The sequence below is a fragment of the Methylobacterium sp. 1030 genome (genome assembly GCF_040544715.1).
Lineage (GTDB): Bacteria > Pseudomonadota > Alphaproteobacteria > Rhizobiales > Beijerinckiaceae > Methylobacterium.
In genome coordinates this window covers 215,510-236,629 of record NZ_JBEPKM010000004.1, presented here as the reverse complement: position 1 = coordinate 236,629, position 21,120 = coordinate 215,510, and the positions used below count along the sequence as shown (strand labels likewise).

Genomic DNA, 21,120 nt, shown 5'->3' with positions numbered 1-21,120 from the left:
GCCGCCCGAGGGCGCCCTGCGCCGATCCGGCGCACCTCGAGACAGGCGATGCGCCGCCGTCGCGGCCGGCCCGGCTCAGCGCGCGATCAGCTCGCGGATGCGGGCGGCCAGGGCCTCCACGGCGAAGGGCTTAGTCAGCACCGCCATGCCGGGCTCGAGACGCCCGTCGCCCGGCAGCGCGGTCTCGGAGAAGCCGGTGATGAACAGCACCTTCAGCTCCGGTCGACCGACCCGGGCGGCATCCGCCATCTGGCGCCCGTTCATGCCGCCGGGCAGGCCGACATCCGTGACGAGCAGGTCGATCCGCGCACCCGATTGCAGCACGCTGAGGCCGCCCGCGCCGTCCGCGGCCTCGATCGCCGTGTAGCCGAGGTCGCTCAGCACGTCCGTCACCAGCATGCGCACCGTCGGCTCGTCGTCCACGATCAGCACGGTCTCGCCCGCCTCGGCCTGCGCCATCAGGCCCCTGGCCGGGTCGGGGCCGTCCGCGTCCGCCTCGCCGAAGTGCCGCGGCAGGTAGATGCACACGTTCGTGCCCTGGCCGACCGTCGAGGTGATCCGGACCTGACCGCCCGACTGCTTGGCGAAGCCGTAGATCATCGACAGGCCGAGGCCGGTGCCCTCGCCCATCGGCTTGGTGGTGAAGAACGGGTCGAAGGCCCGGGCGACGACCTCCGGGGGCATGCCGGTGCCGGTATCGGACACGCACAGCGACAGGTACGGCCCCTCCGGCATGTCCTGGGCGTCGGCCTGCTGCCGGTCGATCCAGCGGTTGTCGGTCTCGATGGTGATCCGGCCGCCCCCGGGCATCGCGTCCCGCGCGTTGATGCAGAGGTTCAGGAGCGCGTTCTCCAGCTGGGACGGGTCCGCGAGCGCGGCCCAGAGCCCGTCTGCCCCGACGTGCCGCACCTCGACGCTCGGCCCGACCGTGCGCTGGATCAGGTCGAGCATCCCGCGGACCAGCCGATCGGCGTCGATCGCCCTGGGCGCCAGCGTCTGGCGGCGCGAGAAGGCGAGCAGGCGGTGGGTCAGCGCCGCGGCCCGCCGGGCGGCGCCCTGGGCGGCGGCGATGTACTTGCCGACATCCTTCGACCGCCCCTGGGCGATGCGGGCCTCGATGAGCTCCAGCGAGCCCGAGATGCCCGCCAGAAGGTTGTTGAAGTCGTGCGCCAGGCCGCCGGTGAGCTGGCCCACCGCCTCCATCTTCTGCGACTGGCGCAGCGCCTCCTCCATGCGCGCCCGCTCCTCCCCGGCCTGCCGCAGACGGTCGGCCGCCGCCCGGAGATCGCGCGTCCGCTCCTCGACGCGGGCCTCCAGCGACGCGTTGAGCTGGCGGATCTCGTCCTGCGTGCGGCGCTGCCGGTAGGCCGCGAAGGCCAGCAGGGCGGTGGCGAACAGGCCGCCGCCGCAGACGAGCCAGATCTCCGGCAGCGCCGAGCCGCGCCGGGGCGAGACGCGCTGCGCGAACGCGACGGTCCAGGTGCGGCCGCCGAGCTCGAGATGCGCCTCGCGGGTGAGGCGCCCCGCCCCGGCGGCGGAGGCCCGCGCGGACCGGTGCAGCAGGTTCGCCTCGCTCGGCGCGCCGTCGTAGATGGCGAAGGCCGCGTCCTCCTCGGCCTCCGCCGCCACGATGCTGTTGAACAGGTCGTCGGCCCGGAAGGCGCCGAACACGAAGCCCAGGAAGCGCCGCCGCCGGTCCTCGAGGTCCGGCGGCACGGCGCCGCCGGCATAGACCGGCATGGCGACGAGGAAGCCCGCCTGCTTGTTCGCGTCGATCTCCTGCACGAGCTGGATCCGCGCCGAGGCGGCCGGCTGGCCGGTGTCGCGGGCCCGCTCGACCATGTCGCGCCGCACCGGGTCCGACATCACGTCGTAGCCGATGGCGGCGAGGTTGCGCGGGTTCGGCGGCTCGGCGAACAGGACCGGGCTGATCATCGGGTTGTCGGTCGGCGGCCGGACCCGGGCATTCTCGACGCCCAGGGCCGCGGCGCGCGCGGCGAACGTCTCCCGCGCGGAGGCGGGCAGGGTCGGCGTGAAGCCGATGCCGAGGAACCCGGGATAGAGGCGCTGCAGTTCGATCCGCTGCACGTAGGCCCGGAACTGGGCCAGCGTGACGGTGGCGCCTTCGGCGGCGAACAGGCCGGCGGCGCCGCGCAGGAGGGCGGTGTAGGTGCGGAACTGGTCCTCGACCGTGCGCAGCTCGATCTCGGTGGCGTGCTCGAAGGTCATGCGGTCGCGCAGCGCCGCCGCCTGCCAGGTGAGGGCCGTGCTCAGCCCGGTCGCGAGGAGGCCGGCGGCCAGGATCGCGGGCGGGATCCAGCGCGCCGCGCCCGCCCCGCGGCGGGCGGCGGGCGCGACAGGACCCTGCGATGCGGTGCGGTGGGACAAGGGGCGAGACCGGACTTCGACTGCGGCCCGTGAAAGCAGGCATGCGCCGGGATGCAAGTCCATGGTGGCGTCACCGGGGCGAGATCCCCGCATCGCGGCGGGCGCTCAGGGCGCGCGGCACGCCATCGCGGCGGTAGCCTCGATCACGCTCAGCGCCCGGCGCCGCACCTCCAGCGCCGCGTCCGGGCTGTCCGACACGGTGGAAGCCTCGCGCCTCAGCGTCGCGTCGCAGGCGCACGAACGGTAGCCCGCCGCGTCGTAGCAGGCGTCGTGGCGCATGCACGCGGCATCGAGGGCGTCGGTCGGCGGCAGCCCCTCGCCGCGCTGACCCGTGCCGCAGTAATTGCCGTGGAACAGCTCCTTGCCGGCGATGACCCGGCCCAGGTCGCCCTTCGGCGGTGCCGGCGCCTCTGCCTGCCCGCTCGGGTTGAGATCGTTGGCCGGCCCGCCCGCCTTCGATCCGGAGGAGCGCAGGGCCTTCGGGATGCCGGAGCGCTCGCCGGGCTCGTTCAGGGCCTCGCCGGCCCGGCCGTTCGGGTCCGAGATGTCCGGGAGCGGCGGGGGCGGTCCCGGGCGAGGCTCGCCCGGCTCGACGGTCGCGGCCGGCAGGTCTCGGACATCCTGCACGTCTTGGACGCTCTGGACGCCTCGCGAGTCTGGAACGCCCTGCGCCCCGGACGCGTGCGGGTAGGCGACGAGCAGAAGCCCGAGCGTGGCGAGGAGAGACGGTCTCACGGATGGCCCCTGATTCAGCGGCCCCTCAACTCGAAGCTCGGCTTCTCCGTTCCGGACTTTCGCCCGCCACGGTCACGGAGCCCTGCGGGGCGGACGCGGGCCGCGGGGCGGCACCGCCCGGGCGGCGCGGCACGCGGCGCAGTGCGCGGGCGCACGGGGGCTCATCCCGCGTGTTGGACCCCGGGGTCGCGGATCCCACATCGAGGCGTAACGCGGCCGGGATGATCCCGGCGACAGACCTGAGCTGGACCTCCGCCATGACCTCTCGTCTTCTGATCGGCGCCGTGATCGGGATCGGCCTGTCCGGGCCCGCCCTGGCGCAGAGCTTCACCGCCCCCGCCGGCATCCCGGCCGTCACCGCCCCCGGCGGCCTCCAGGGCCGCGCGACGCTCGCGGATTCGCGGACGGCGCCGGACGGGCGCGCCGGTATCCTCGACGGCGACGGCAGGCCCCCGTCGGCGGTCGGCACCGTCGATCCGCGCCGCCCGCATCCCGGGCGCTAGGGCGCGCCTCGCCGCACCGCTGGTCAGTCCTGGTCAGGCTCGCCCGGCGCGTCGGGCGTCGCGGTCATCGTCGCGGCGGGCGCGCCGAGGGCGCGCGAGACCGCAGCGGCGCCTCTCCGCACCCGCTCGCCGATCGCGCGCAGCTTCTCGTCGGACAGCCGGTGCGTCGGCCCCGACACCGAGATCCCCGCGATAGCCTCGCCGTGGACGTTGAGGATCGGGGCGGCGACGCAGCGCATCCCGATGCTCCGCTCCTCGTCGTCGATCGCGTAGCCCCGGCGGCGGGTCGCCTCGACGTCGTCGCGCAACTGGTCCAGTGAGCCGATGGTCTTGTCGGTGAACCGCGCGAAGGTCTTTCCCCGGAACAGGCGCTCGGTCCGGGCCGGCGCGTAGGTGCTCAGCAGAGCCTTCCCGATGCCCGACGCGTGCAGCGGCGACAGGGAGCCCGGCGGGAAGAAGGCGCGGATCGTCTCGTGGGTCTCCACCTGGCTGACGAACAGGACGTTGCCGTCCTTCTCGACGCCGAGATTGGAGGTCTCGCCCGTCTCCTGCATCAGCGTCCACATCATCGACCGGCTCCGCTCGACGACGTTGTGGCGGCGCAGGAACGCCGATCCGAGCCGGTAGGCCTCCGCACCGACGTGCCACTCCTGCTTGTCGGCGCTGATCTCGACGAGGCCGCGGCGCTCGAGCGTCGCGAGGACCCGGTGCATGGTCGCCACGGATTGCTCGAGCCTGCCGGCTAGTTCCGAGAGCGTCAGCCCGTCGCCGCCCGCCAGGACGTCGAGGACATCGAGGGCGCGGTCAAGCGCCTGGATGGTCGCCGCCGGCTTGGCGCCTCCGAACCCCTTCGGCCGCCCGCGCCGCCGGTTTCCCGAATCCATGGCGCCCTCGCCCTAGCCCACCCAACCCATCCCTAGGATGGAAAAATTTTTCTCACAACGGAAAAAGGTAAGGCGTTGTCGCGGCGCGCGTTTCCGCGCTCCGGCCCCGTATGAAAAAGTTTTTCAAGAAAATATCAATACGGGATCGGCGGTGCTATTGTTCCCGTATTGGAGGAGAGCGCCGCCGATGTTCGCACAGAATCCCGTCTTCATTCCCGGCCCGACCAACATGCCGGAAGTGCTTCGCCGCGCGGCCGACATGCCGACGCTGGATCACCGGTCGCCGCTCTTCGCGCAGATCCTTCATCCGGCGCTCGCCGGCGTGAAGAAGGTCCTGAAGAGCGAGGACGCCGAGGTGTTCATCTTCCCGTCGACGGCTACGGGCGGCTGGGAGACCGCGCTCTCCAACACGCTCAGCGCCGGCGACACGGTGCTGGCGGCGCGCCACGGCATGTTCAGCCACCGCTGGATCGACATGACGCGCCGCCACGGCCTTGATGTCCGGATGATCGAAGCCCCGTGGGGCGAGGGGCTTCCGGCGGATCGCTTCGCCGAGGCCCTCGCGGCCGACAAGGCGCACCGCATCCGGGCCGTGCTCGTCACGCACAACGAGACGGCGACCGGCGTCCGCTCGGACGTCGCCGCCGTGCGCCGCGCGCTGGATGCCAGCAACCACCCGGCTCTGCTGCTGGTCGACGGCGTCAGCTCGATCGCGTCCATGGATTTCCGCATGGACGAGTGGGGCGTCGATGTCGCCGTGACGGGCTCGCAGAAGGGCTTCATGCTGCCCGCGGGCCTCGCCATCTTGGCGTTCTCGCCCAAGGCCATGGCCGCCACGGCGACGGCGACGCTGCCGCGGACCTATTTCGACATCCGCGACATGGCGAAGGGTTACCCGAACGGCGCCTATCCCTACACGCCGGCGGTCGGCCTCCTGAACGGCCTGAAGCTGTCGACGGAACTGCTCCTGGCCGAGGGGCTCGAGACCGTCTTCGCCCGGCACCGCCGCATCGCGGACGGGATCCGCGCCGCCGTCGCCGCCTGGGGCCTGGAACTCTGCGCCGCGCGCCCGGACCTCTACTCGGACACGGTGAGCGCGATCCGCACCCCGGAGGGCTTCGACGCCACGCGGATCGTCACCCACGCGGCGCGCCACTACGACGTCGCCTTCGGGGTGGGCCTCGGCGAGGTCGCCGGGAAGGTCTTCCGCATCGGCCACCTCGGCAGCCTCACGGATGTGATGGCGCTGTCGGGGATCGCAGCCGCCGAGATGGCGATGGTCGATCTCGGCCTGCGCATCGCGCTGGGATCGGGGGTCGCGGCCGCGCAGGCGGTGTACCGCCGCGCCCCGGCCGCCGCCCTGCGCGCCGCCGCCTGAGGGGGCGCGCCATGGAAAGCGCCCTGATCACGCCCACCCTCGACGACGTCCTGGCCGCCCACGAGCGCATCCGGCCCTACATCCACGAGACGCCGGTCCTGACCTCGCGGATCATCGATGAAGCCGCCGGCGCGCAGCTGTTCTTCAAGTGCGAGAACCTGCAGAAGGCCGGCGCCTTCAAGGCGCGGGGCGCCTCGAACGCCGTCTTCAGCCTCACCGAGGCGCAGGCCGCCCGGGGCGTGGCGACCCACTCGTCGGGCAACCACGGCACCTGCCTGTCCTACGCGGCGGGCCGGCGCGGCATCCCCTGCACGGTGGTGATGCCGCGCACCGCGCCCCAGGCGAAGAAGGACGCCGTGCGCGGCTACGGCGGCCGGGTGGTGGAGTGCGAGCCGTCCACCTCATCGCGCGAGGCCGTGTTCGCCGAGGTCGTCGCCGAGACCGGCGCGGAGTTCGTGCATCCCTACAACGATCCCCGCGTCATCGCCGGGCAGGCGACCTGCGCCCGCGAGCTGATCGCGCAGGTCCCGGATCTCGACGCGGTGATCGCCCCGATCGGCGGCGGCGGCATGGTGTCGGGCACCTGCCTGACGCTGGCCGGGCTCGCCCCGCACATCGCCGTCTACGCGGCGGAGCCCGAGCAGGCCGACGACGCCCATCGCAGCCTGAAGGCCGGACGGATCATCGCCGACGACGCGCCGGTGACGGTCGCGGACGGCCTGAAGGTGCCGCTGAAGGACCTCACCTGGCACTTCGTCCGCCACCACGTCGCGGATATCCTGACGGTCTCCGAGGCCGAGATCGTCGCGGCGATGCAGCTGATCTGGAAGCGGCTGAAGATCGTCATGGAGCCGTCCAGCGCCGTCGCCCTGGCGGCAGTGCTGAAGAACCGCCCTTTCTTCGCGAACAAGCGGGTGGGCGTGATCATCACGGGCGGGAACGTCGATCTCGACGCGCTGCCCTGGCAATAACGGGAGGCCCACGATGCACATGAACGCCCGATCCGCCGATCTCGAAGTCGGCTTCGACGTCCCCGCGCTGCCCGGCATGCGCGAGGACGAGATCCAGACGCCCTGCCTGATCGTCGATCTCGACGCGCTGGAAGGCAACATCCGCAAGATGGGCGACTACGCCAAGGCGCACGGGATGCGCCACCGCGCCCACGGCAAGATGCACAAGTCCGTCGACATCCTGAAACTCCAGCAGAGCCTCGGCGGCGCCTGCGGCGTCTGCTGCCAGAAGGTCTCGGAGGCGGAAGTCTTCGCCCGCGCGGGCATCAAGGATATCCTGGTCTCGAACCAGGTGCGCGACCCGGGCAAGATCGACCGTCTGGCGCGGCTGCCGCTGCACGGTGCCCGCATCATCGTCTGCCTCGACGACGTGGCGAACGTCGCCGACCTCTCGGCGGCGGCGCAGCGGCACGGCACGCAACTCGACTGCTTCGTCGAGATCGATTGCGGCGCCGGCCGCTGCGGCGTGCGGACGACCCCCGAGGTGGTGGCGATCGCCCAGGCCGTCGCGGCCGCGCCGAACCTGCGCTTCGCGGGCCTCCAGGCCTACCAGGGCGCCATGCAGCACATCGACGGCTACGAGGAGCGGCGGGCCAAGCTCGACGCGGCCATCGCCCAGGTGCGCGACGCCGTCGCGGCGCTGAACCGGGAGGGCCTCGAGCCGGAGCTCGTCAGCGGCGGCGGCACCGGCAGCTACTATTTCGAGGCGGGATCCGGCGTCTACAACGAGCTGCAATGCGGCAGCTACGCGTTCATGGACGCCGATTACGGGCGTATCCGCGACCGGGACGGAAAGCGCATCGACGCGGGCGAGTGGCAGAACGCCCTGTTCATCCTCACCAGCGTGATGAGCCACGCCAAGGCCGACAAGGCGATCTGCGACGCGGGACTTAAGGTGCAGTCGGTCGATTCGGGCCTGCCCTTCGTCTTCGGCCGCGACGACGTGAAATACATCAAGTGCTCGGACGAGCACGGGGTGATCGAGGATCCCGAGGGCCGGCTGAAGGTCAACGACCGTCTGCGCCTCGTCCCCGGCCACTGCGATCCGACCTGCAACGTCCACGACTGGTATGTCGGCGTCCGCAACGGCCGGGTCGAGACGCTCTGGCCGGTCTCGGCCCGCGGCAAGGCCTACTGACGCACCCTGCACACCGTCCGTCATCGCGAGCGCGGCGCAGCGATCCGGGGACGCGCCTCGACGGGGCCCGCTGCCCTGGGTCGCCTCGCGACGCCCGCGATGACGGGGGCGACATGCCGGCTCACGAATTGAGGACACATCCGCGATGATCATCGTTCCCGAGCACGCGATCGACGGGCTGTTGACCGAGGCGGAGTGCTTTACCGCCGTCGAACAGGTCTTCGCCTCCATGGCGCGGCGGCGAGCCGGCAACTTCCCGGTCGTCCGGGAAGCCATCGGCCACGCCGACGCGCTCTACGGCTTCAAGTCGGGCTTCGACCGGGACAGCCTCGCGCTCGGCCTCAAGGCCGGCGGCTTCTGGCCCGGCAACGCCGCGAAGGGCCTGACCAACCACCAGTCGACGGTGTTCCTGTTCGACGCCGATACCGGCCGCTGCCGGGCCGTCGTCGGAGGGAACCTCCTCACCGCGCTGCGCACGGCCGCGGCCTGCGCCATCTCCGTCCGGCACCTTGCCCGCAAAGATGCGCGGGTGCTGGGCATGATCGGCGCGGGCCACCAGTCGGCGTTCCAGCTGCGCGCCGCGCTGGCGCAGCGGCCGTTCGAGCGGGTCCTCGCGTGGAACCTGCATCCCGGCATGTTCGGCCGGATGGAGGCGGTGGCGCGGGAGCACGGCGTGGCGTTCGAGGCGGTCGACCTCGACCGGCTCGGGTCCGAGGCCGACGTCGTCGTGACGATCACGTCCTCGTTCGCGCCGATCCTGAAGGCCGCGCAGGTCCGGCCGGGCACGCACCTCGCCTGCATGGGGACGGACACGCGCGGCAAGCAGGAGGTGGAGGCCGAACTGCTCGCCGCCGCCACGGTGTGCACCGACGAGGTCGCGCAGTCGGTCAGCATCGGCGAGGCGCAGCACGCTGTCGCGCGGGGGCTCCTCGCCGCGGATTCCATCGTGGAGATCGGGGCGGTGATCAACGGCGATCACCCCGGCCGCGTCTCGGAGTCCGAGATCACCCTGTTCGACGGCACCGGGGTCGGGCTGCAGGACCTCGCGGTCGCCGCGGTGGCGGTCGACCGCGCGGTGGCCAAGGGGCTGGCGACGGAGGTGGATGTCTGACGGTCTCGACCCGAAGGTAATACATCTTTCGTCCGAATGCTGCGGTCGACGCATTCCTCGCCGTCATCACGAGCAAAGCGAAGTGACCCATGGTCGCGCGACCTTTACAGACGTTGCGCGGCTCTGGCTTGCTTCGCTTCGCTCGCAAAGACAGCCGCGCATGGATTGTCAATCGAAGAGATTATAAGAGGGCATTACTCCAGCCTCCAGCTCTGGATGCCAGGATCTTCTCAAATCTCCAGCGGACATCGACGTTCGCCCGATCCTGGAGCCGCGCCGCCGAACCCGATGTCTGGATCCGCGAGCCCCTCTGCGGAGGATGAGTAGGCCGGCCTACGCCTCGTCCCGCACGAGGGCCGCCGCGAGGGCGTTGTGGCGGGCGGTCAGCGCCCCGGCGTCGAGGGTCGTCAGGCGGCCCTCGCGCACCACGATCCGCCCGTTGATGACGCTCCAGGCCACCGTCTGCGGCGCGCAGAAGGTGAGGGCGGCGACGGGGTCGTGCAGCGCCCCCGCCATGCCGAGGCCGCGCAGGTCGAAGGCGACGATGTCGGCCGCCATGCCGGGGGCCAGCGCGCCGATATCGTCCCGGTTCAGCACCTTCGCGCCGCCCAGCGTCGCGATCTCCAGCGCCTCCCGCGCGGTCATGGCCGCCGGCCCGAAGCCGACGCGGGCGAGCAGCATGGCCTGCCGCGCCTCGCCCAGCATGTGCGACCCGTCGTTGGAGGCCGAGCCGTCGACGCCGAGCCCGACCGGCACGCCCGCGCACCGCATCTGCCGGACGGGCGCGATGCCCGAGGCGAGGCGCATGTTGGAGCAGGGACAGTGGGCCACCCCGGTCCCGGTCCGGCCGAACAGCGCGATGCCGGCGCGGTCGAGCTTGACGCAGTGGGCGTGCCACACGTCCGGGCCCGTCCAGCCCAGGTCGGCGGCGTACTCCGCCGGCGTCATCCCGAATTTTTCCAGGCTGTAGCGGACGTCGTCGTCGTTCTCCGCGAGGTGGGTGTGGAGCGAGACGCCGTAGTGCCGGGCCAGCTCGGCGGCATCGCGCATCAGGCCGCGGCTCACCGAGAACGGTGAGCAGGGCGCCACCACGATCCGGCGCATGGCGAAGCGCTCCGAATCGTGCCAGCGCTCGATCAGGCGGCGCGTGTCTTCGAGGATCGCCGCCTCGTCCTCGACGACCGAGTCCGGCGGGAGTCCGCCCGCGCTCTCCCCGACGCTCATCGCGCCGCGGGCGGCGTGGAAGCGCATGCCGATCTCCTCGGCACCCTCGATGGAATCGTCGAGCCGGCAACCGTTCGGGTAGATGTAGAGGTGGTCGCTCGACGTGGTGCAGCCCGAGAGGATCAGCTCCGCCATCGCGGTCTGCGTCGAGACGCGGACCATCTCGGGCGTGAGCCGGGCCCAGATCGGGTAGAGCGCCTTCAGCCAGCCGAACAGCTCGGCGTCCTGCGCGGCCGGCACCGCGCGGGTGAGCGTCTGGTACATGTGGTGGTGGGTGTTCACGAGGCCCGGCATCACCGCGTGGCCGCGCAGGTCGAGGACGGTGTCGGCCCGCTGCGGCACCTCGGCGGCGGGGCCGACGGCGACGATGCGGTTGTCCTCCACGTAGACCGCGCCGCCGGGAATCTCCCGGCGCTGCGCGTCCATCGTCACCAGGATGTCGGCGTTCGTCAGCAGCAGGGAGGTCATCGCGTCTCTCCGGGTGCGCCCTGGAGGCCGCGCCGGACGGGCCGCGACGCCTCCCCACGGCCAGATGCCGCCCTCTGGCGGCAGGAACGCCGTGCCGGGCGCACCGTCTCGGGGCCGTCAGCGGGCCGCAGCATACGGCAGCCGCGACCGGCCACCTTGGCGATTTTTCGCAAAGTGCTTCCGAAATCCCGGCATGGCGTTCGCGGCCAGCCATGCAAGGTTTGAGAGCCAGCCAAGTCGGCAGCGCATGACCCCGGAGCGGCCGCCGAGAGCCCGCTCCCCCGCCCCCGGGCGTGCCGCCACGGCCCGCCCTGCGACTGGCCCCACACCCGCTCCTGGCGGCCCGGACCCGGAAGAGGTCCGGCCACCGCTGCCGGGTCCCTGACGACACCATCACGGGACGACGCCTCGACAGGTCCCGGCTGGCGGAGGACACGCCCATGACGTCTCACGACAGGACAACGCGCGAGGTGGACGCGGTCGACGCGATCCCGCCCCTTCCGAAGCTCCTCGCCTACGGCATGCAGCACGTGCTCGTGATGAGCGCGGGGGCGGTGGCGCCGCCGCTCATCCTCGGCGCGGCGATGAACCTGCCGACCGAGACGGTCGCCTACCTGATCAACTGCGACCTGCTGGTGACGGGCATCGCGATCCTGATCCAGTCCCTCGGCCTGGGGATCTTCGGCATCCGCCTGCCGGTCATCATGGGCGTCAGCTTCGCGGCGGTCGGCCCGATGGTGGCGATGGCGCAGGACCCGACGATCGGCCTGCCGGGCATCTTCGGCGCGACCATCGGGGCGGGGGTGTTCGGCCTGCTGCTCCGGCCGTTCTTCTCCAGGCTCGCGAGCTTCTTCCCGCCGCTGGTCACCGGCACGGTCATCCTGATCATCGGCGTCACGCTGCTGCCGGTCGGGATCAACTGGGCGGGCGGCGGCTTCGGGGCCTCCGATTTCGGCGCCCCGGTCCATCTCGGCGTCGCGGCCTTCGTGCTGGCGGTGATCCTGGTGGTCAGCCGCTTCGCCACCGGCTTCGTCGCCAACGTCGCCGTGCTGATCGGCCTCGTCGCGGGCCTGTGCCTCGCCTGGCCGCTCGGCCTGTTCCGCCTCGACGGGCTGGCCGAGCGCCCGCTCATCGCCCTCGTCACGCCGTTCCACTTCGGCTGGCCGACCTTCCACCTGACGGCCGTGGCGGCGATGTGCATCGTCATGATGGTCACGCTGGTCGAGTCGACCGGCATGTTCCTGGCGGTGGGCGACATCGTCGGGCGCCCGGTGGACAAGCGGACCCTGACCCGCGGCCTGATGGCGGACTCGCTCTCGACGCTGATCGCGGGCTGCCTCAACACCTTCCCGCACACCTCGTTCTCCCAGAACGTCGGCCTCGTGAACATGACGCGGGTGCGCAGCCGCTACGTCACGGTCGCGGCGGGCTTCATCATCCTGGGCGTCAGCCTCCTGCCCAAGGTCGCCTTCGCGGTGGCGTCGATCCCGTCGGCCGTGCTCGGCGGCGCCGGCATCGTGATCTTCGGCATGGTCGCGGCGGCGGGCCTCAAGATCGTCGGCGCCGCCGATCTCGGGGACCGCCGCAACCAGATCGTCGTCGCGGTCAGCATCGGCCTGAGCCTGATCCCGATGGCGGCGCCGAAGCTCTTCGCCGCCACGGCGCCGGACTGGGCCGGGCCGATCCTGCACAGCGGGATCACCCTCGGCGCCATCGGGGCGATCGTCCTCAACCTGCTGCTGAACTCGGACCGTCTCGGTGCCGGGGCCGAGCACCGCGTCGCCGACGCGGAGCCCGCCTTCCCGCACGCGGCCGTCCTGGACCGGGCCTGAGGGGAGAAGCCATGTCGGCCGAAGCGACCAAGGCGCTCTCGCGGCGCCACTTCCTGAAGGCCGGCGCGGCGGCGGGCGTCGCCGTGAAGGTCTCCTTCCTGGCGCCCCCGGCCCGGGCGCAGCTCGCCGAGACCGGCCTGTCCGCCGGCTCCCCGTGGGCCGCGCCGGGCCGGCCCCGCTACCGCCTCGACGCCGTCGCCAAGGTCACGGGCGCCAAGACCTTCTCCCGCGACTACCGGGCCCGCGACCTCGCCGGCTGGCCCGACGGCCAAGCCCACGCCTTCCTCGTCGCGGCGACCCGCGCCGACCGCCGCTTCACCGGCCTCGACCTGTCGCGGCTCCCGGCCGCCCTGCGGCCGGACCGGATTGTCCGGCACGAGGACCTGGTGGCGGACGGGGTCTCGGTCCCGCACGCCGACTTCTTCGGCGACTGGTTCCTCGTGCCGCAGGGCGAGACGCCGCGCCTGCTCGGGCAGCCGGTGGCGATCCTGATCTACGCCGACTTCCCGCGCTTCGCCGCGGCCAAGCGCGCCCTGCGCTTCGCCGACGACGTCGTGCAGTACGGCGCCGAGACCGGTCCCAGGCCGCCGGCCCATTACGGCGCCTCGCGCTGGGTGCGGATCGAGGGCGACGCGCCGGACGCGCCCGACCGGTTCTCGCCGTTCGCGCAGTCCCCGATCTTCGCCGGCTTCTCCGGGGACGAGCCCGCCTGGCCGAAGGCCGGCGACGACGGCCCCTTCGCCCGGGGCATGGCGGCGGCGGCCGCCATCGCCGCCGAGATCGACGGCGCCGGCGCGGACGCCCTGGTGATCCGGCGGACCTACCGGTCGCAGTCGACGGACGCCTCGGCCATGGAGGCCGACAACGGCAACGTCTGGTACGATCCGGCCACCGGCACGCTGCGCCTGATGATGGCGACGCAGTCGCCCTACGACGTGGCCGAGGCCGCCGCCGCGCTGGTCTCGAAATCCCGGTTCCCGCTCAGGGAGGTCGATCTCAAGGTCGGCTACACGGTCGGGTACGGGACGAAGGACCACCACATCTTCCCGTTCCTCTGCGTCGTGGCCGCGCTCTACGCGGGCGGCCGGCCGGTGCGCCTCGCCAACGACCGGTTCGAGCAGTTCCAGAACGGGCTGAAGCGCCACGCCTTCCGCATGGACAACGTCCTGCTGGTGGACCGGGCCAGCGGCCGGTTCCGGGCCATGACCGGGCGCTTCGCCTGCGACGGCGGCGGGCGCCCCAACTACTCCATCGCGGTCTCCTTCGTCGGCGCCACCGCGGCGCAGTCGATCTACTACCTGCCGAAGAGCGACTTCCAGGCGATCGCCCTGGCCTCGCGGGCCGTGGAAGCCGGATCGACCCGGGGTTTCGGCACGCTCCAGACCATGTCGGCCACCGAGATGATGGTCGACGAGGCGGCGGCGCTCCTGGACATCGACGCGATCGACCTGCGCCTGCGCAACGTGCTCCGCTCGGGCCAGCGCAACAGCCAGGGCGCGGTCCCGGCCGGGGCGCTGCGCAACGCGGAGATCCTGACGAAGGCCGCCGCGCACCCGCTCTGGCGGGACCGGGCGGCGCGCAAGGCCGCCTACGAGGCCGCCCATCCCGGCCGCCGCTACGGCGTCGGCTTCGCGCAGGTGCACAAGGATTACGGCACGGGCGCCGAGGCGGCGGTCGCCTCGCTGGAGCTCGACCCGCGGGGCCGCCTGAGCCTGCGCCACGTCGCCCACGAGATGGGCCCGGGCGTCACCACCTCGCAGGCGGTCATGGTGGCCGAGATCCTCGGCCGAGTGCCTTCGGAGACCGCGTTCGGCGTGGTGCGCTGGCCCGAGATGCCGCTGGAGACCTCCGACCAGCCCTACACGACGCCCCAGGAAGAGGAGGACCGCCGGGCGCAGAACCCCCGCTGGACCCCGCGCTTCACCTCGCCGATGAGCGCGACCAACTCCGCCTACTACCTCGGCCACGCCACCCGGACGGCCGCGCGGTTCCTCGTCGACCACGCCGTCTGGCCCGCCGCCCGCGCGCTCTGGGCGCGGGGCGGCGGCGGCGGGGCGCTGGCCTCCTACCACGTGGTCGCCCGCGACGAGCTGCGGCTGGTGGACGGCCGGGTGCTCGGTGGTGGTCTGCCACCGCTGTCCCTGGAGGCGGTGGCCGCCGAGGCGCACCGGCTCGGGCTGCCGGTGGGCGTGACCCTCCACACCTTCAACCGCTGGCAATGGGCCGAGGCCGAGTTCGACCTGCCCGGAACGGGCCGGACGCGCCTGCCGATCGACGCCCTGGCGGTGCGCTACGGCGCCGGGGCCCCGCCCGAGCGCCGCGCCCTGATGGCGGATGCGGGCTGGCACTTCGTGCCCCGGGCGGCGGTCTTCTACCCGCCGACCCAGCGCAACAATGTCGGCACGACCTACTACGCGCCGATGGCCACCCTGGCGGAGGTCGCGGTCGACACCGCCAGCGGCGACGTGACGATCCTGTCCCACCACTCGATCCTCGAGTGCGGCCGCCAGATCGTGCCCGAGCTGGTCTCCGGCCAGGTGCAGGGCGGCCTCGCCATGGGGATCGGCCACGCCCTCAAGGAGGTGCTGCCCCTCTACGAGGACGGCCCCGGCGACGGCACGTGGAACTGGAACCGCTACGAGCTCCCCCGCGCCCGCGACGTGGCCCCGTGGAACCAGACGGTGGAGATCCTGCCGCCGCTCTCCGAGACCGACCCGCCCAAGGGCATCGCCGAGGTCGTGATGATCGCCGTCGTCCCGGCGCTGGCCAACGCCGTCGCGCACGCGATCGGCCACCGCTTCCACGAACTCCCCATCCGGCCCGAGCGCATCCGCGAGGCACTGGCATGAGCGCTCCCATCGAGATCAAGGACCTCTCGCTCCGCGTGAACGGCGCGGCCGTCGGTCCGATCCCCGTCCCCGTCGGCACGAGCCTGCTCGACGTCCTGCACGAGTGGCTGGGCCTCACCGGCAGCCGCATGGGCTGCGGGCAGGGCATCTGCCACGCCTGCACGGTGATGCTGGAGGAGGCGGCCGGCCCGCGGGAGATGCGCGCCTGCATCACCGGCGCCCACTGGTTCGAGGGGCGCAGCATCCGCACCGTCGAGGGCCATGCCCGCACCGCGCCGGACGGCACCGTCGTGCTCTCGCCGGTCCAGCAGGCCTTCATCGAGAAATTCGCCTTCCAGTGCGGCTACTGCACGCCGGGCTTCGTCACCGGGGCGAGCGTGCTGATCGAGCGCCTGCGCCGCGAGCCGATCCGCCGCGACGAGGTCGAGCGGGTCGTCACCGAGGCGCTCGACCGCCACATCTGCCGCTGCACGGGCTACGTCCGCTACCATCAGGCGGTGCGCGACCTCGTGCTGGCGACCCCCGGTCTGGTGACCGCGTGAGGCGCGCCGTGCGGATCCCGTCCCTCACCACCCCCGCGCGGCGCGTCGGCGCCGGGCTCGCCGCGGCCCTCGCGGTGGCCGTCTCGGCGGCCGGCCTCGTCGCCTCCGGCGCCCTGGAGCGCAGCGTCGTCGCGCGCGACGTCGAGACCCCGCTGAGCGCGGAGGCCGTGCGCGGCCTCGCCCCCCGCGGCGCCAAGGTCGCCGCTGCGGCCGACTGCTTCGCCTGCCACACCGCCCGGGGCGGCGCCCCCTGGGCGGGGGGACTGCCCCTGGAGACGCCCTTCGGCACGATCCACGCCACCAACATCTCGCCGAGCCCGCAGGGCATCGGCGGCTGGAGCCGCGCCGACTTCCACCGGGCCCTGCGCGACGGGATCGCGCCGGGCGGCCGCCACCTCTACCCGGCGATGCCCTACACGTCGTATCGCGGCCTGACGCCGGAGGATGTCGACGCCCTCTACGCCTACCTGATGACCCGCGCGCCGGTCGCGGTGGAGAACAGGGCCAATACCCTCGCCTTCCCGTTCGACCAGCGCTGGACCCTGGCGGCCTGGAACCTCCTGAGCCTGCCGGCCACGGTCGCCGCGCCCGATCCGGGCCGCTCCCCCCTGTGGAACCGGGGCCGCTACGTCGCCGACGCCCTCGGCCATTGCGGCGAGTGCCACACGCCGCGCACCGTGATCCAGGCCATGCGCCCGGACGCCGTCTATCGCGGCGCCACGATCGAGGGCGTCGAGGCGCCCGACATCACGCCCGCGGGCCTCGCGCGGATGGGCTTCACCCCGCACGGGCTCGTCGGGTTCATGCGCACGGGCCTCTCGGCCCAGGGCGGCGCGACGCACCAGATGTTCGACGTCGTGCATTTCTCGACGCAGCACATGGACGAGGCCGACCTCACGGCGCTCTCCGCCTACCTGTTCGACCGCGACGCCCTGCCGGCCGAGCCCGAGACGCCGGTCGCCGCCACCCCCGCGGCGATCCCCGCGGCGGTCGCGGCCCGGGGTCGGGCCAGCTACGCCGGCCTCTGCGCCGGCTGCCACGGCGGGGCGGGGGAGGGGATCCCCCACGTCTCCGTGCCGCTGCGGACGAACACCGCGATGCGGGTCGCGGGCGCGGGCGGTCTCCTGCGGGCGATCCTCGTCGGGCTCCCGGCGCAGCGCTTCCCGGGCAACGAGCGGATGGAGGCCATGCCGCCCTTCGCCGCCCTGATCGACGACGCGGCGCTCGCCGACCTCGCGACCTGGATGCGGGCCGAATGGGGCGGGCAGGGTCAGGCGGTCACGCCGGACGAGGTCGCGCGCCAGCGCGCGGGTTTGCGGGCCGACGCTTCGCACTGAAGGCGGCCGGGAGGAGGGGGGGGACATGACCATGGCTTGTCGGATCGCGGCCGCGCTGCTGCCGCTCGGGATGACGTGCGCGGCGGGGGCGCAGGACCTCGGGACGGCCTCCTCGGCGCCGGTGGCGCCCGAGGCCACGACGGTGGTGGAGGACGGCCCGTTCTTCCTCTTCGCCGACACCCAGATCAGCTACCGCTACCAGTTCCCCACCGTCTCGCCCGGAATCCAGATCCAGCGCCCCGACGGCAGCTTCGTCTCCCGCGCGGCGCCCAAGCACATCCTGAACATCTCCCACGCCGATGCCTGGGCCTACGGGACGAACTTCTTCTCCCTCGACATCCTCAAGTCCGGCTCCCAGTTCCCGGCCGGCACCACCAACGCGCCGGGCTCCGTCGCCGCCCCGTTCTTCGCCGATTACGGCAACACCGAAGCCTACGGGCTGTATCGCGGCACGCTGAGCCTCAACGCGCTCACGGGCACGAAGGCCTTCACCGTTCCCGGCCTCGTCAAGGAGGTGTCCCTCGCCTTCGGCTTCGACGCCAACGCCCAGAACGACGCCTTCGGCTCGAAGAAGCGCGACATCGTCGGCGGCCTGAACTTCGCCTTCGACGTGCCGGCGGGCTTTCTCAACCTCTCCGTGCAAGCCTACAAGGAGTGGAACCGGAACGGGTTCAATCTCCAGCCGGACCGCGACCAGAGCTTCGACACGGTCCCGGAATTCGAGCTGGTCTACAACTTTCCCCTGACCTTCACGGGGCTGCCGCTCAGCCTCGTCGGCTTCAACAACATCGTGCTGCCGAAGGGGCGGGGCGTGAGCAACCCGGCCGCCTTCGCCTTCAACCCGCCCCGCGGGCTCGAATTCCTGTCGCGCACCAACCTCGTGCTCGATCTCGGCAAGCTCGTCTACGATCAGCCCAACCGGGTCGATGTCTTCGTCGGGTTCCAGTACTGGCACAACAAGTTCGGGAACGTCGAGACCGCGACCTTCAAGGGCACCGAGGAGAAGAGCTTCCTCGCCGGCGTCGCGTTCCACGTCTTCTGATGCCGTTTCGGTCGATCAGATCGGTTCCGCCGTCGTTGCGAGCGGAGCGAAGCCATCCAGCCGGCACCACGTTCCCCGATGTCCCGCAGCCCTGGGTTGCTTCGCTGCGCTCGCAATGACGGAGCGGGCTGCACCGACCGAAGCGTCACGCCGCGGAGGATGATCGGGTCGGACGCCGAGTTCACATTGTCGGGACAGTCCGTTGACAGGTCCGAACTGCTCCTAACGATCCCCGCTCATGATTTCCCTGGAAAGCATCCGCATCTTCCTGCGCTCGGCGGAGACGGGGAGCTTCTCGGCCGCCGGCCGCTCGCTGCGGCTGTCACCGTCGGTGGTGAGCTACCGGATCCAGACCCTGGAGGAGCATCTCGGCTGCCTCCTGCTCACCCGGACGACGCGGCGCATGAGCCTCACGGAGGCCGGCCGGATCTTCTACGACCGCTGCCTCGACATCACCGCGGCGGTCGAGCAGGCGGAGAAGAGCGTCGAGACCGCGGGCGCGGTGCCGCGCGGGGTGCTGAAGGTGACGGCGCCGCTCGGTCTCGGCCGCCGGGTCGTCGCGCCGCTCGTGCCGCGCTTCCGCGACCGCCACGGCGAGACCGATGTCCGGCTGCGCCTGTCGGAGCACCTCCTCGACCTCGTGCAGGAGGCGGTCGACGTCGCGGTCCGCCTGTCGCAGATGCGCGATTCCACCTTCACCCTGCGCAAGGTCGCGGAGATCGAGCGGGTGCTGTGCGCGGCGCCGGCCTACCTGGCCGAGCACCCCGCGCCCGCCGAGCCGGCGGACCTGCTGCAGCACGATTGCCTGCTGCTGCGCTATCCCGGCGCCGAGCAGTTCCGCTGGACCCTGGTCGACGGCCAGGAGACCGTGACCCTGCCGGTCTCGGGGCACATCGACGCCGACGACGGCGACACGCTCACCGCCTGGGCGCTGGCCGGCGAGGGCATCGTCCTGAAGCCGCTGTTCGAGGTCGCGGCGCACCTCGCCGAGGGCCGGCTCGTCCCGGTCCTCGAGCACACCCCGCCGACCAGCGTGACGCTCGGCCTGCTCTACCCGTCCCGCAAGATGCTGTCGGCCCGGACCAAGACCTTCGTCGACATGACGCACGAGGCCCTGCGCCAGCACGTGAGCGAGCAGCTCGCCCTGGTCGGCGGCCGGGCGGTCTGACGGGCGCGCGTCAGTCCGCGACGAGGGCCTCCAGGCGCAGGGCGGCGATCCGTCCGACCTGCCGCAGGGCCTCGGCCCGCTCGGTCTCCGGCGGGTTGCCGAGCCGCTGCTCCAGGCGGGCGAGGATCGCGTCGCGGTCGAGGCCCCGGACCGCGATGATGAACGGGAAGCCGAAGCGCTCGGCGTAGGCCCGGTTGAGGTCCCGCAGCCGCGCCACCGCGGGGGAGGGGCCGCCCAGCAATCCGCTTCCCGCCTGCTCGCGGCTGGAATGCGCGGTGAGCGCGCCGCGCTGGGCGGCCCGCCCGGCGAGCTCGGGATGCGCCCGCAGCAGCGCGAGCTGGCGGACGCGGTCGGCGCCGGCGACCGTCGCCTCCATCGCCGCGTGCAGGTCCGCGCGCCCCGCGAAGGGCCCGCGGTCGAAGGCCGCCTCGGGGACCCAGGGGGAGTGCTCGTAGACCTCGGCGAGGAGGTCCACGAAGGCGTCGCGCGCGAGCGCGTTGAGCGCGGCGATGGTGATCACGGACCTGTCCTCTCCGGGGTCGGTCCCGCCGCCGGGGCGCCGGGAGGATGGTGGGCCGCCCAGTGCCGGGCGATGTCGATCCGCCGGGTCACCCAGACGTCGGAACGGGCCAGGACGTGGTCGAGGAACCGGGCGAGGGCCGGCAGGCGCGCCGGGCGCCCGACGAGGCGGCAATGCAGCCCGATCGACAGCATCTTCGGGGCGCTCGCCCCCTCCTCGTAGAGGCAGTCGAAGGCGTCGCGCAGGTGCGCGAAGAACTGCTCGCCCGACGGGAAGCCGCCGGGGATCGAGAAGCGCATGTCGTTGGTGTCGAGGGTGTAGGGCACCACGAGGTGGTCCCGGCCGGCGACGCGGACCCAGTAGGGCAGGTCGTCGGCGTAGCTGTCCGAATCGTAGAGGAAGCCGCCCTGCTCGACCACGAGCCGCCGGGTGTTCGGGCTGTCGCGGCCGGTGTACCAGCCGAGCGGCGTCTCGCCGGTCAGGCTCCGGATCGTCTCGACCGCGCGGGCGAGGTGCTCCCGCTCGATCGCCTCCGGGACGTCCTGGTAGGGCAGCCAGCGCCAGCCGTGGCCGGCGATCTCGTGGCCGTCGCGGAGAAAGGCCTCGACGGCGGCCGGATTGCGGGCGAGCGCCTGCGCGACGCCGAAGACCGTGAGGGGCACGCCGCGCTCGCGGAACAGGCGCAGGATCCGCCAGACGCCCGCGCGCGCGCCGTACTCGTAGAGGCTCTCCATGCTCATGTGCCGCGCGGGGAAGGGCGTGGCCCCGGCGATCTCGGAGAGGAAGATCTCGGCGTGGGGGTCGCCGTCGAGGACGGAGCGCTCGCCGCCCTCCTCGTAGTTCAGCACGAACTGGACGGCGACGCGGGCGCCGCCGGGCCAGCGGGCGTCGGGCGGCGCCTCGCCGTAGCCGACGAAGTCGCGCGGGGGGCCGTCTGTATCCGGTGCGGTCACGGGCGGGATCCTGCGTTGGCGCGAATAGACGGGGTCCG

At 72.6% G+C, this 21,120-nt stretch carries 17 protein-coding genes; 11 read left to right on the top strand and 6 right to left on the bottom strand.

Annotation, left to right across the window (positions count from 1 at the left end; all coding sequences use genetic code 11):
- Window positions 1-75: 75 nt before the first annotated feature.
- Both ABIC30_RS07465 and ABIC30_RS07460 read right to left on the bottom strand, forming a co-directional pair.
- A complete protein-coding gene (locus tag ABIC30_RS07465) occupies window positions 76-2,388 on the bottom strand; it encodes a CHASE domain-containing protein (protein WP_020094512.1) in 2,313 nt (770 codons plus the stop codon).
- Window positions 2,389-2,493: 105 nt separating this feature from the next.
- Window positions 2,494-3,123, bottom strand: coding sequence for a phospholipase A2 family protein (locus ABIC30_RS07460; protein ID WP_026605148.1), 630 nt, complete (start codon window positions 3,121-3,123; stop codon window positions 2,494-2,496).
- Window positions 3,124-3,380: 257 nt separating this feature from the next.
- Between ABIC30_RS07460 and ABIC30_RS07455 the strand changes: the two genes are divergently transcribed.
- Complete coding sequence (locus ABIC30_RS07455) at window positions 3,381-3,626, top strand: hypothetical protein (RefSeq protein WP_042670232.1); 246 nt, start codon at window positions 3,381-3,383, stop codon at window positions 3,624-3,626.
- Between the two features lie 23 nt (window positions 3,627-3,649).
- On the opposite strand, the gene bhcR is transcribed toward ABIC30_RS07455, so the two are convergent.
- A complete protein-coding gene (bhcR, locus tag ABIC30_RS07450; RefSeq protein WP_020094515.1) occupies window positions 3,650-4,510 on the bottom strand; it encodes an HTH-type transcriptional regulator BhcR in 861 nt (286 codons plus the stop codon).
- A gap of 187 nt (window positions 4,511-4,697) precedes the next feature.
- On the opposite strand from bhcR, the gene bhcA reads away from it, so the two are divergent.
- The 4 genes from bhcA to bhcD all read left to right on the top strand — a co-directional run bounded on the left by bhcA (window position 4,698) and on the right by bhcD (window position 9,147).
- On the top strand, window positions 4,698-5,888 hold the full coding sequence (gene bhcA, locus ABIC30_RS07445; RefSeq protein ID WP_354454576.1) for an L-aspartate--glyoxylate aminotransferase BhcA: 1,191 nt from the start codon (window positions 4,698-4,700) through the stop codon (window positions 5,886-5,888).
- An 11-nt stretch (window positions 5,889-5,899) separates the two neighbouring features.
- Complete coding sequence (gene bhcB / locus ABIC30_RS07440; RefSeq protein ID WP_020094517.1) at window positions 5,900-6,859, top strand: beta-hydroxyaspartate dehydratase BhcB; 960 nt, start codon at window positions 5,900-5,902, stop codon at window positions 6,857-6,859.
- A 19-nt stretch (window positions 6,860-6,878) separates the two neighbouring features.
- A complete protein-coding gene (gene bhcC / locus ABIC30_RS07435) occupies window positions 6,879-8,036 on the top strand; it encodes a 3-hydroxy-D-aspartate aldolase BhcC (protein ID WP_020094518.1) in 1,158 nt (385 codons plus the stop codon).
- Between the two features lie 145 nt (window positions 8,037-8,181).
- Window positions 8,182-9,147, top strand: a complete 966-nt coding sequence (gene bhcD / locus ABIC30_RS07430) for an iminosuccinate reductase BhcD (RefSeq protein WP_020094519.1) — start codon at window positions 8,182-8,184, stop codon at window positions 9,145-9,147.
- 333 nt (window positions 9,148-9,480) lie between these two features.
- On the opposite strand, the gene ABIC30_RS07425 is transcribed toward bhcD, so the two are convergent.
- Window positions 9,481-10,839, bottom strand: coding sequence for an 8-oxoguanine deaminase (locus tag ABIC30_RS07425; protein ID WP_354454573.1), 1,359 nt, complete (start codon window positions 10,837-10,839; stop codon window positions 9,481-9,483).
- Between the two features lie 440 nt (window positions 10,840-11,279).
- On the opposite strand from ABIC30_RS07425, the gene ABIC30_RS07420 reads away from it, so the two are divergent.
- From ABIC30_RS07420 to ABIC30_RS07395, 6 genes are all read left to right on the top strand, one after another.
- Window positions 11,280-12,671 carry a nucleobase:cation symporter-2 family protein gene (locus ABIC30_RS07420; protein WP_354454571.1) on the top strand — a complete coding sequence of 464 codons (1,392 nt, stop codon included), beginning with the start codon at window positions 11,280-11,282 and terminating at the stop codon, window positions 12,669-12,671.
- An 11-nt stretch (window positions 12,672-12,682) separates the two neighbouring features.
- Window positions 12,683-15,520: a xanthine dehydrogenase family protein molybdopterin-binding subunit gene (locus ABIC30_RS07415; RefSeq protein ID WP_354454569.1), complete on the top strand. Its 2,838-nt coding sequence runs from the start codon at window positions 12,683-12,685 to the stop codon at window positions 15,518-15,520.
- On the top strand, window positions 15,517-16,062 hold the full coding sequence (locus ABIC30_RS07410; RefSeq protein ID WP_354454567.1) for a (2Fe-2S)-binding protein: 546 nt from the start codon (window positions 15,517-15,519) through the stop codon (window positions 16,060-16,062). Before ABIC30_RS07415 ends, ABIC30_RS07410 begins: the two co-directional genes overlap by 4 nt.
- Entirely contained in the window at window positions 16,059-17,399 is a 1,341-nt protein-coding gene (locus ABIC30_RS07405) for a c-type cytochrome (protein ID WP_354454565.1), read from the top strand. The genes ABIC30_RS07410 and ABIC30_RS07405 overlap by 4 nt, the downstream gene beginning before the upstream one ends.
- A gap of 25 nt (window positions 17,400-17,424) precedes the next feature.
- A complete protein-coding gene (locus ABIC30_RS07400; protein WP_020094525.1) occupies window positions 17,425-18,441 on the top strand; it encodes a hypothetical protein in 1,017 nt (338 codons plus the stop codon).
- A gap of 238 nt (window positions 18,442-18,679) precedes the next feature.
- Window positions 18,680-19,609 (top strand): LysR family transcriptional regulator, encoded by a 930-nt coding sequence (locus tag ABIC30_RS07395; RefSeq protein WP_056530249.1) that lies wholly within the window; start codon window positions 18,680-18,682, stop codon window positions 19,607-19,609.
- A 10-nt stretch (window positions 19,610-19,619) separates the two neighbouring features.
- Here the strand turns inward: ABIC30_RS07395 and uraD are convergent, their stop codons facing one another.
- Window positions 19,620-20,129 carry a 2-oxo-4-hydroxy-4-carboxy-5-ureidoimidazoline decarboxylase gene (uraD, locus tag ABIC30_RS07390; RefSeq protein ID WP_234083304.1) on the bottom strand — a complete coding sequence of 170 codons (510 nt, stop codon included), beginning with the start codon at window positions 20,127-20,129 and terminating at the stop codon, window positions 19,620-19,622.
- Entirely contained in the window at window positions 20,126-21,082 is a 957-nt protein-coding gene (puuE, locus tag ABIC30_RS07385) for an allantoinase PuuE (RefSeq protein ID WP_020094528.1), read from the bottom strand. The genes uraD and puuE overlap by 4 nt, the downstream gene beginning before the upstream one ends.
- Window positions 21,083-21,120 lie beyond the last annotated feature (38 nt).

Excerpts from the sequence above, each read along its gene's own strand:
- ABIC30_RS07455 (WP_042670232.1), top strand. The coding sequence starts at position 3,381 with ATGACCTCTCGTCTTCTGATCGGCGCCGTGATCGGGATCGGCCTGTCC.
- bhcR (WP_020094515.1), bottom strand. The coding sequence starts at position 4,510 with ATGGATTCGGGAAACCGGCGGCGCGGGCGGCCGAAGGGGTTCGGAGGC.
- bhcA (WP_354454576.1), top strand. The coding sequence starts at position 4,698 with ATGTTCGCACAGAATCCCGTCTTCATTCCCGGCCCGACCAACATGCCG.
- bhcB (WP_020094517.1), top strand. The coding sequence starts at position 5,900 with ATGGAAAGCGCCCTGATCACGCCCACCCTCGACGACGTCCTGGCCGCC.
- bhcC (WP_020094518.1), top strand. The coding sequence starts at position 6,879 with ATGAACGCCCGATCCGCCGATCTCGAAGTCGGCTTCGACGTCCCCGCG.
- bhcD (WP_020094519.1), top strand. The coding sequence starts at position 8,182 with ATGATCATCGTTCCCGAGCACGCGATCGACGGGCTGTTGACCGAGGCG.
- ABIC30_RS07425 (WP_354454573.1), bottom strand. The coding sequence starts at position 10,839 with ATGACCTCCCTGCTGCTGACGAACGCCGACATCCTGGTGACGATGGAC.
- ABIC30_RS07420 (WP_354454571.1), top strand. The coding sequence starts at position 11,280 with ATGACGTCTCACGACAGGACAACGCGCGAGGTGGACGCGGTCGACGCG.
- ABIC30_RS07415 (WP_354454569.1), top strand. The coding sequence starts at position 12,683 with ATGTCGGCCGAAGCGACCAAGGCGCTCTCGCGGCGCCACTTCCTGAAG.
- ABIC30_RS07410 (WP_354454567.1), top strand. The coding sequence starts at position 15,517 with ATGAGCGCTCCCATCGAGATCAAGGACCTCTCGCTCCGCGTGAACGGC.
- ABIC30_RS07400 (WP_020094525.1), top strand. The coding sequence starts at position 17,425 with ATGACCATGGCTTGTCGGATCGCGGCCGCGCTGCTGCCGCTCGGGATG.
- ABIC30_RS07395 (WP_056530249.1), top strand. The coding sequence starts at position 18,680 with ATGATTTCCCTGGAAAGCATCCGCATCTTCCTGCGCTCGGCGGAGACG.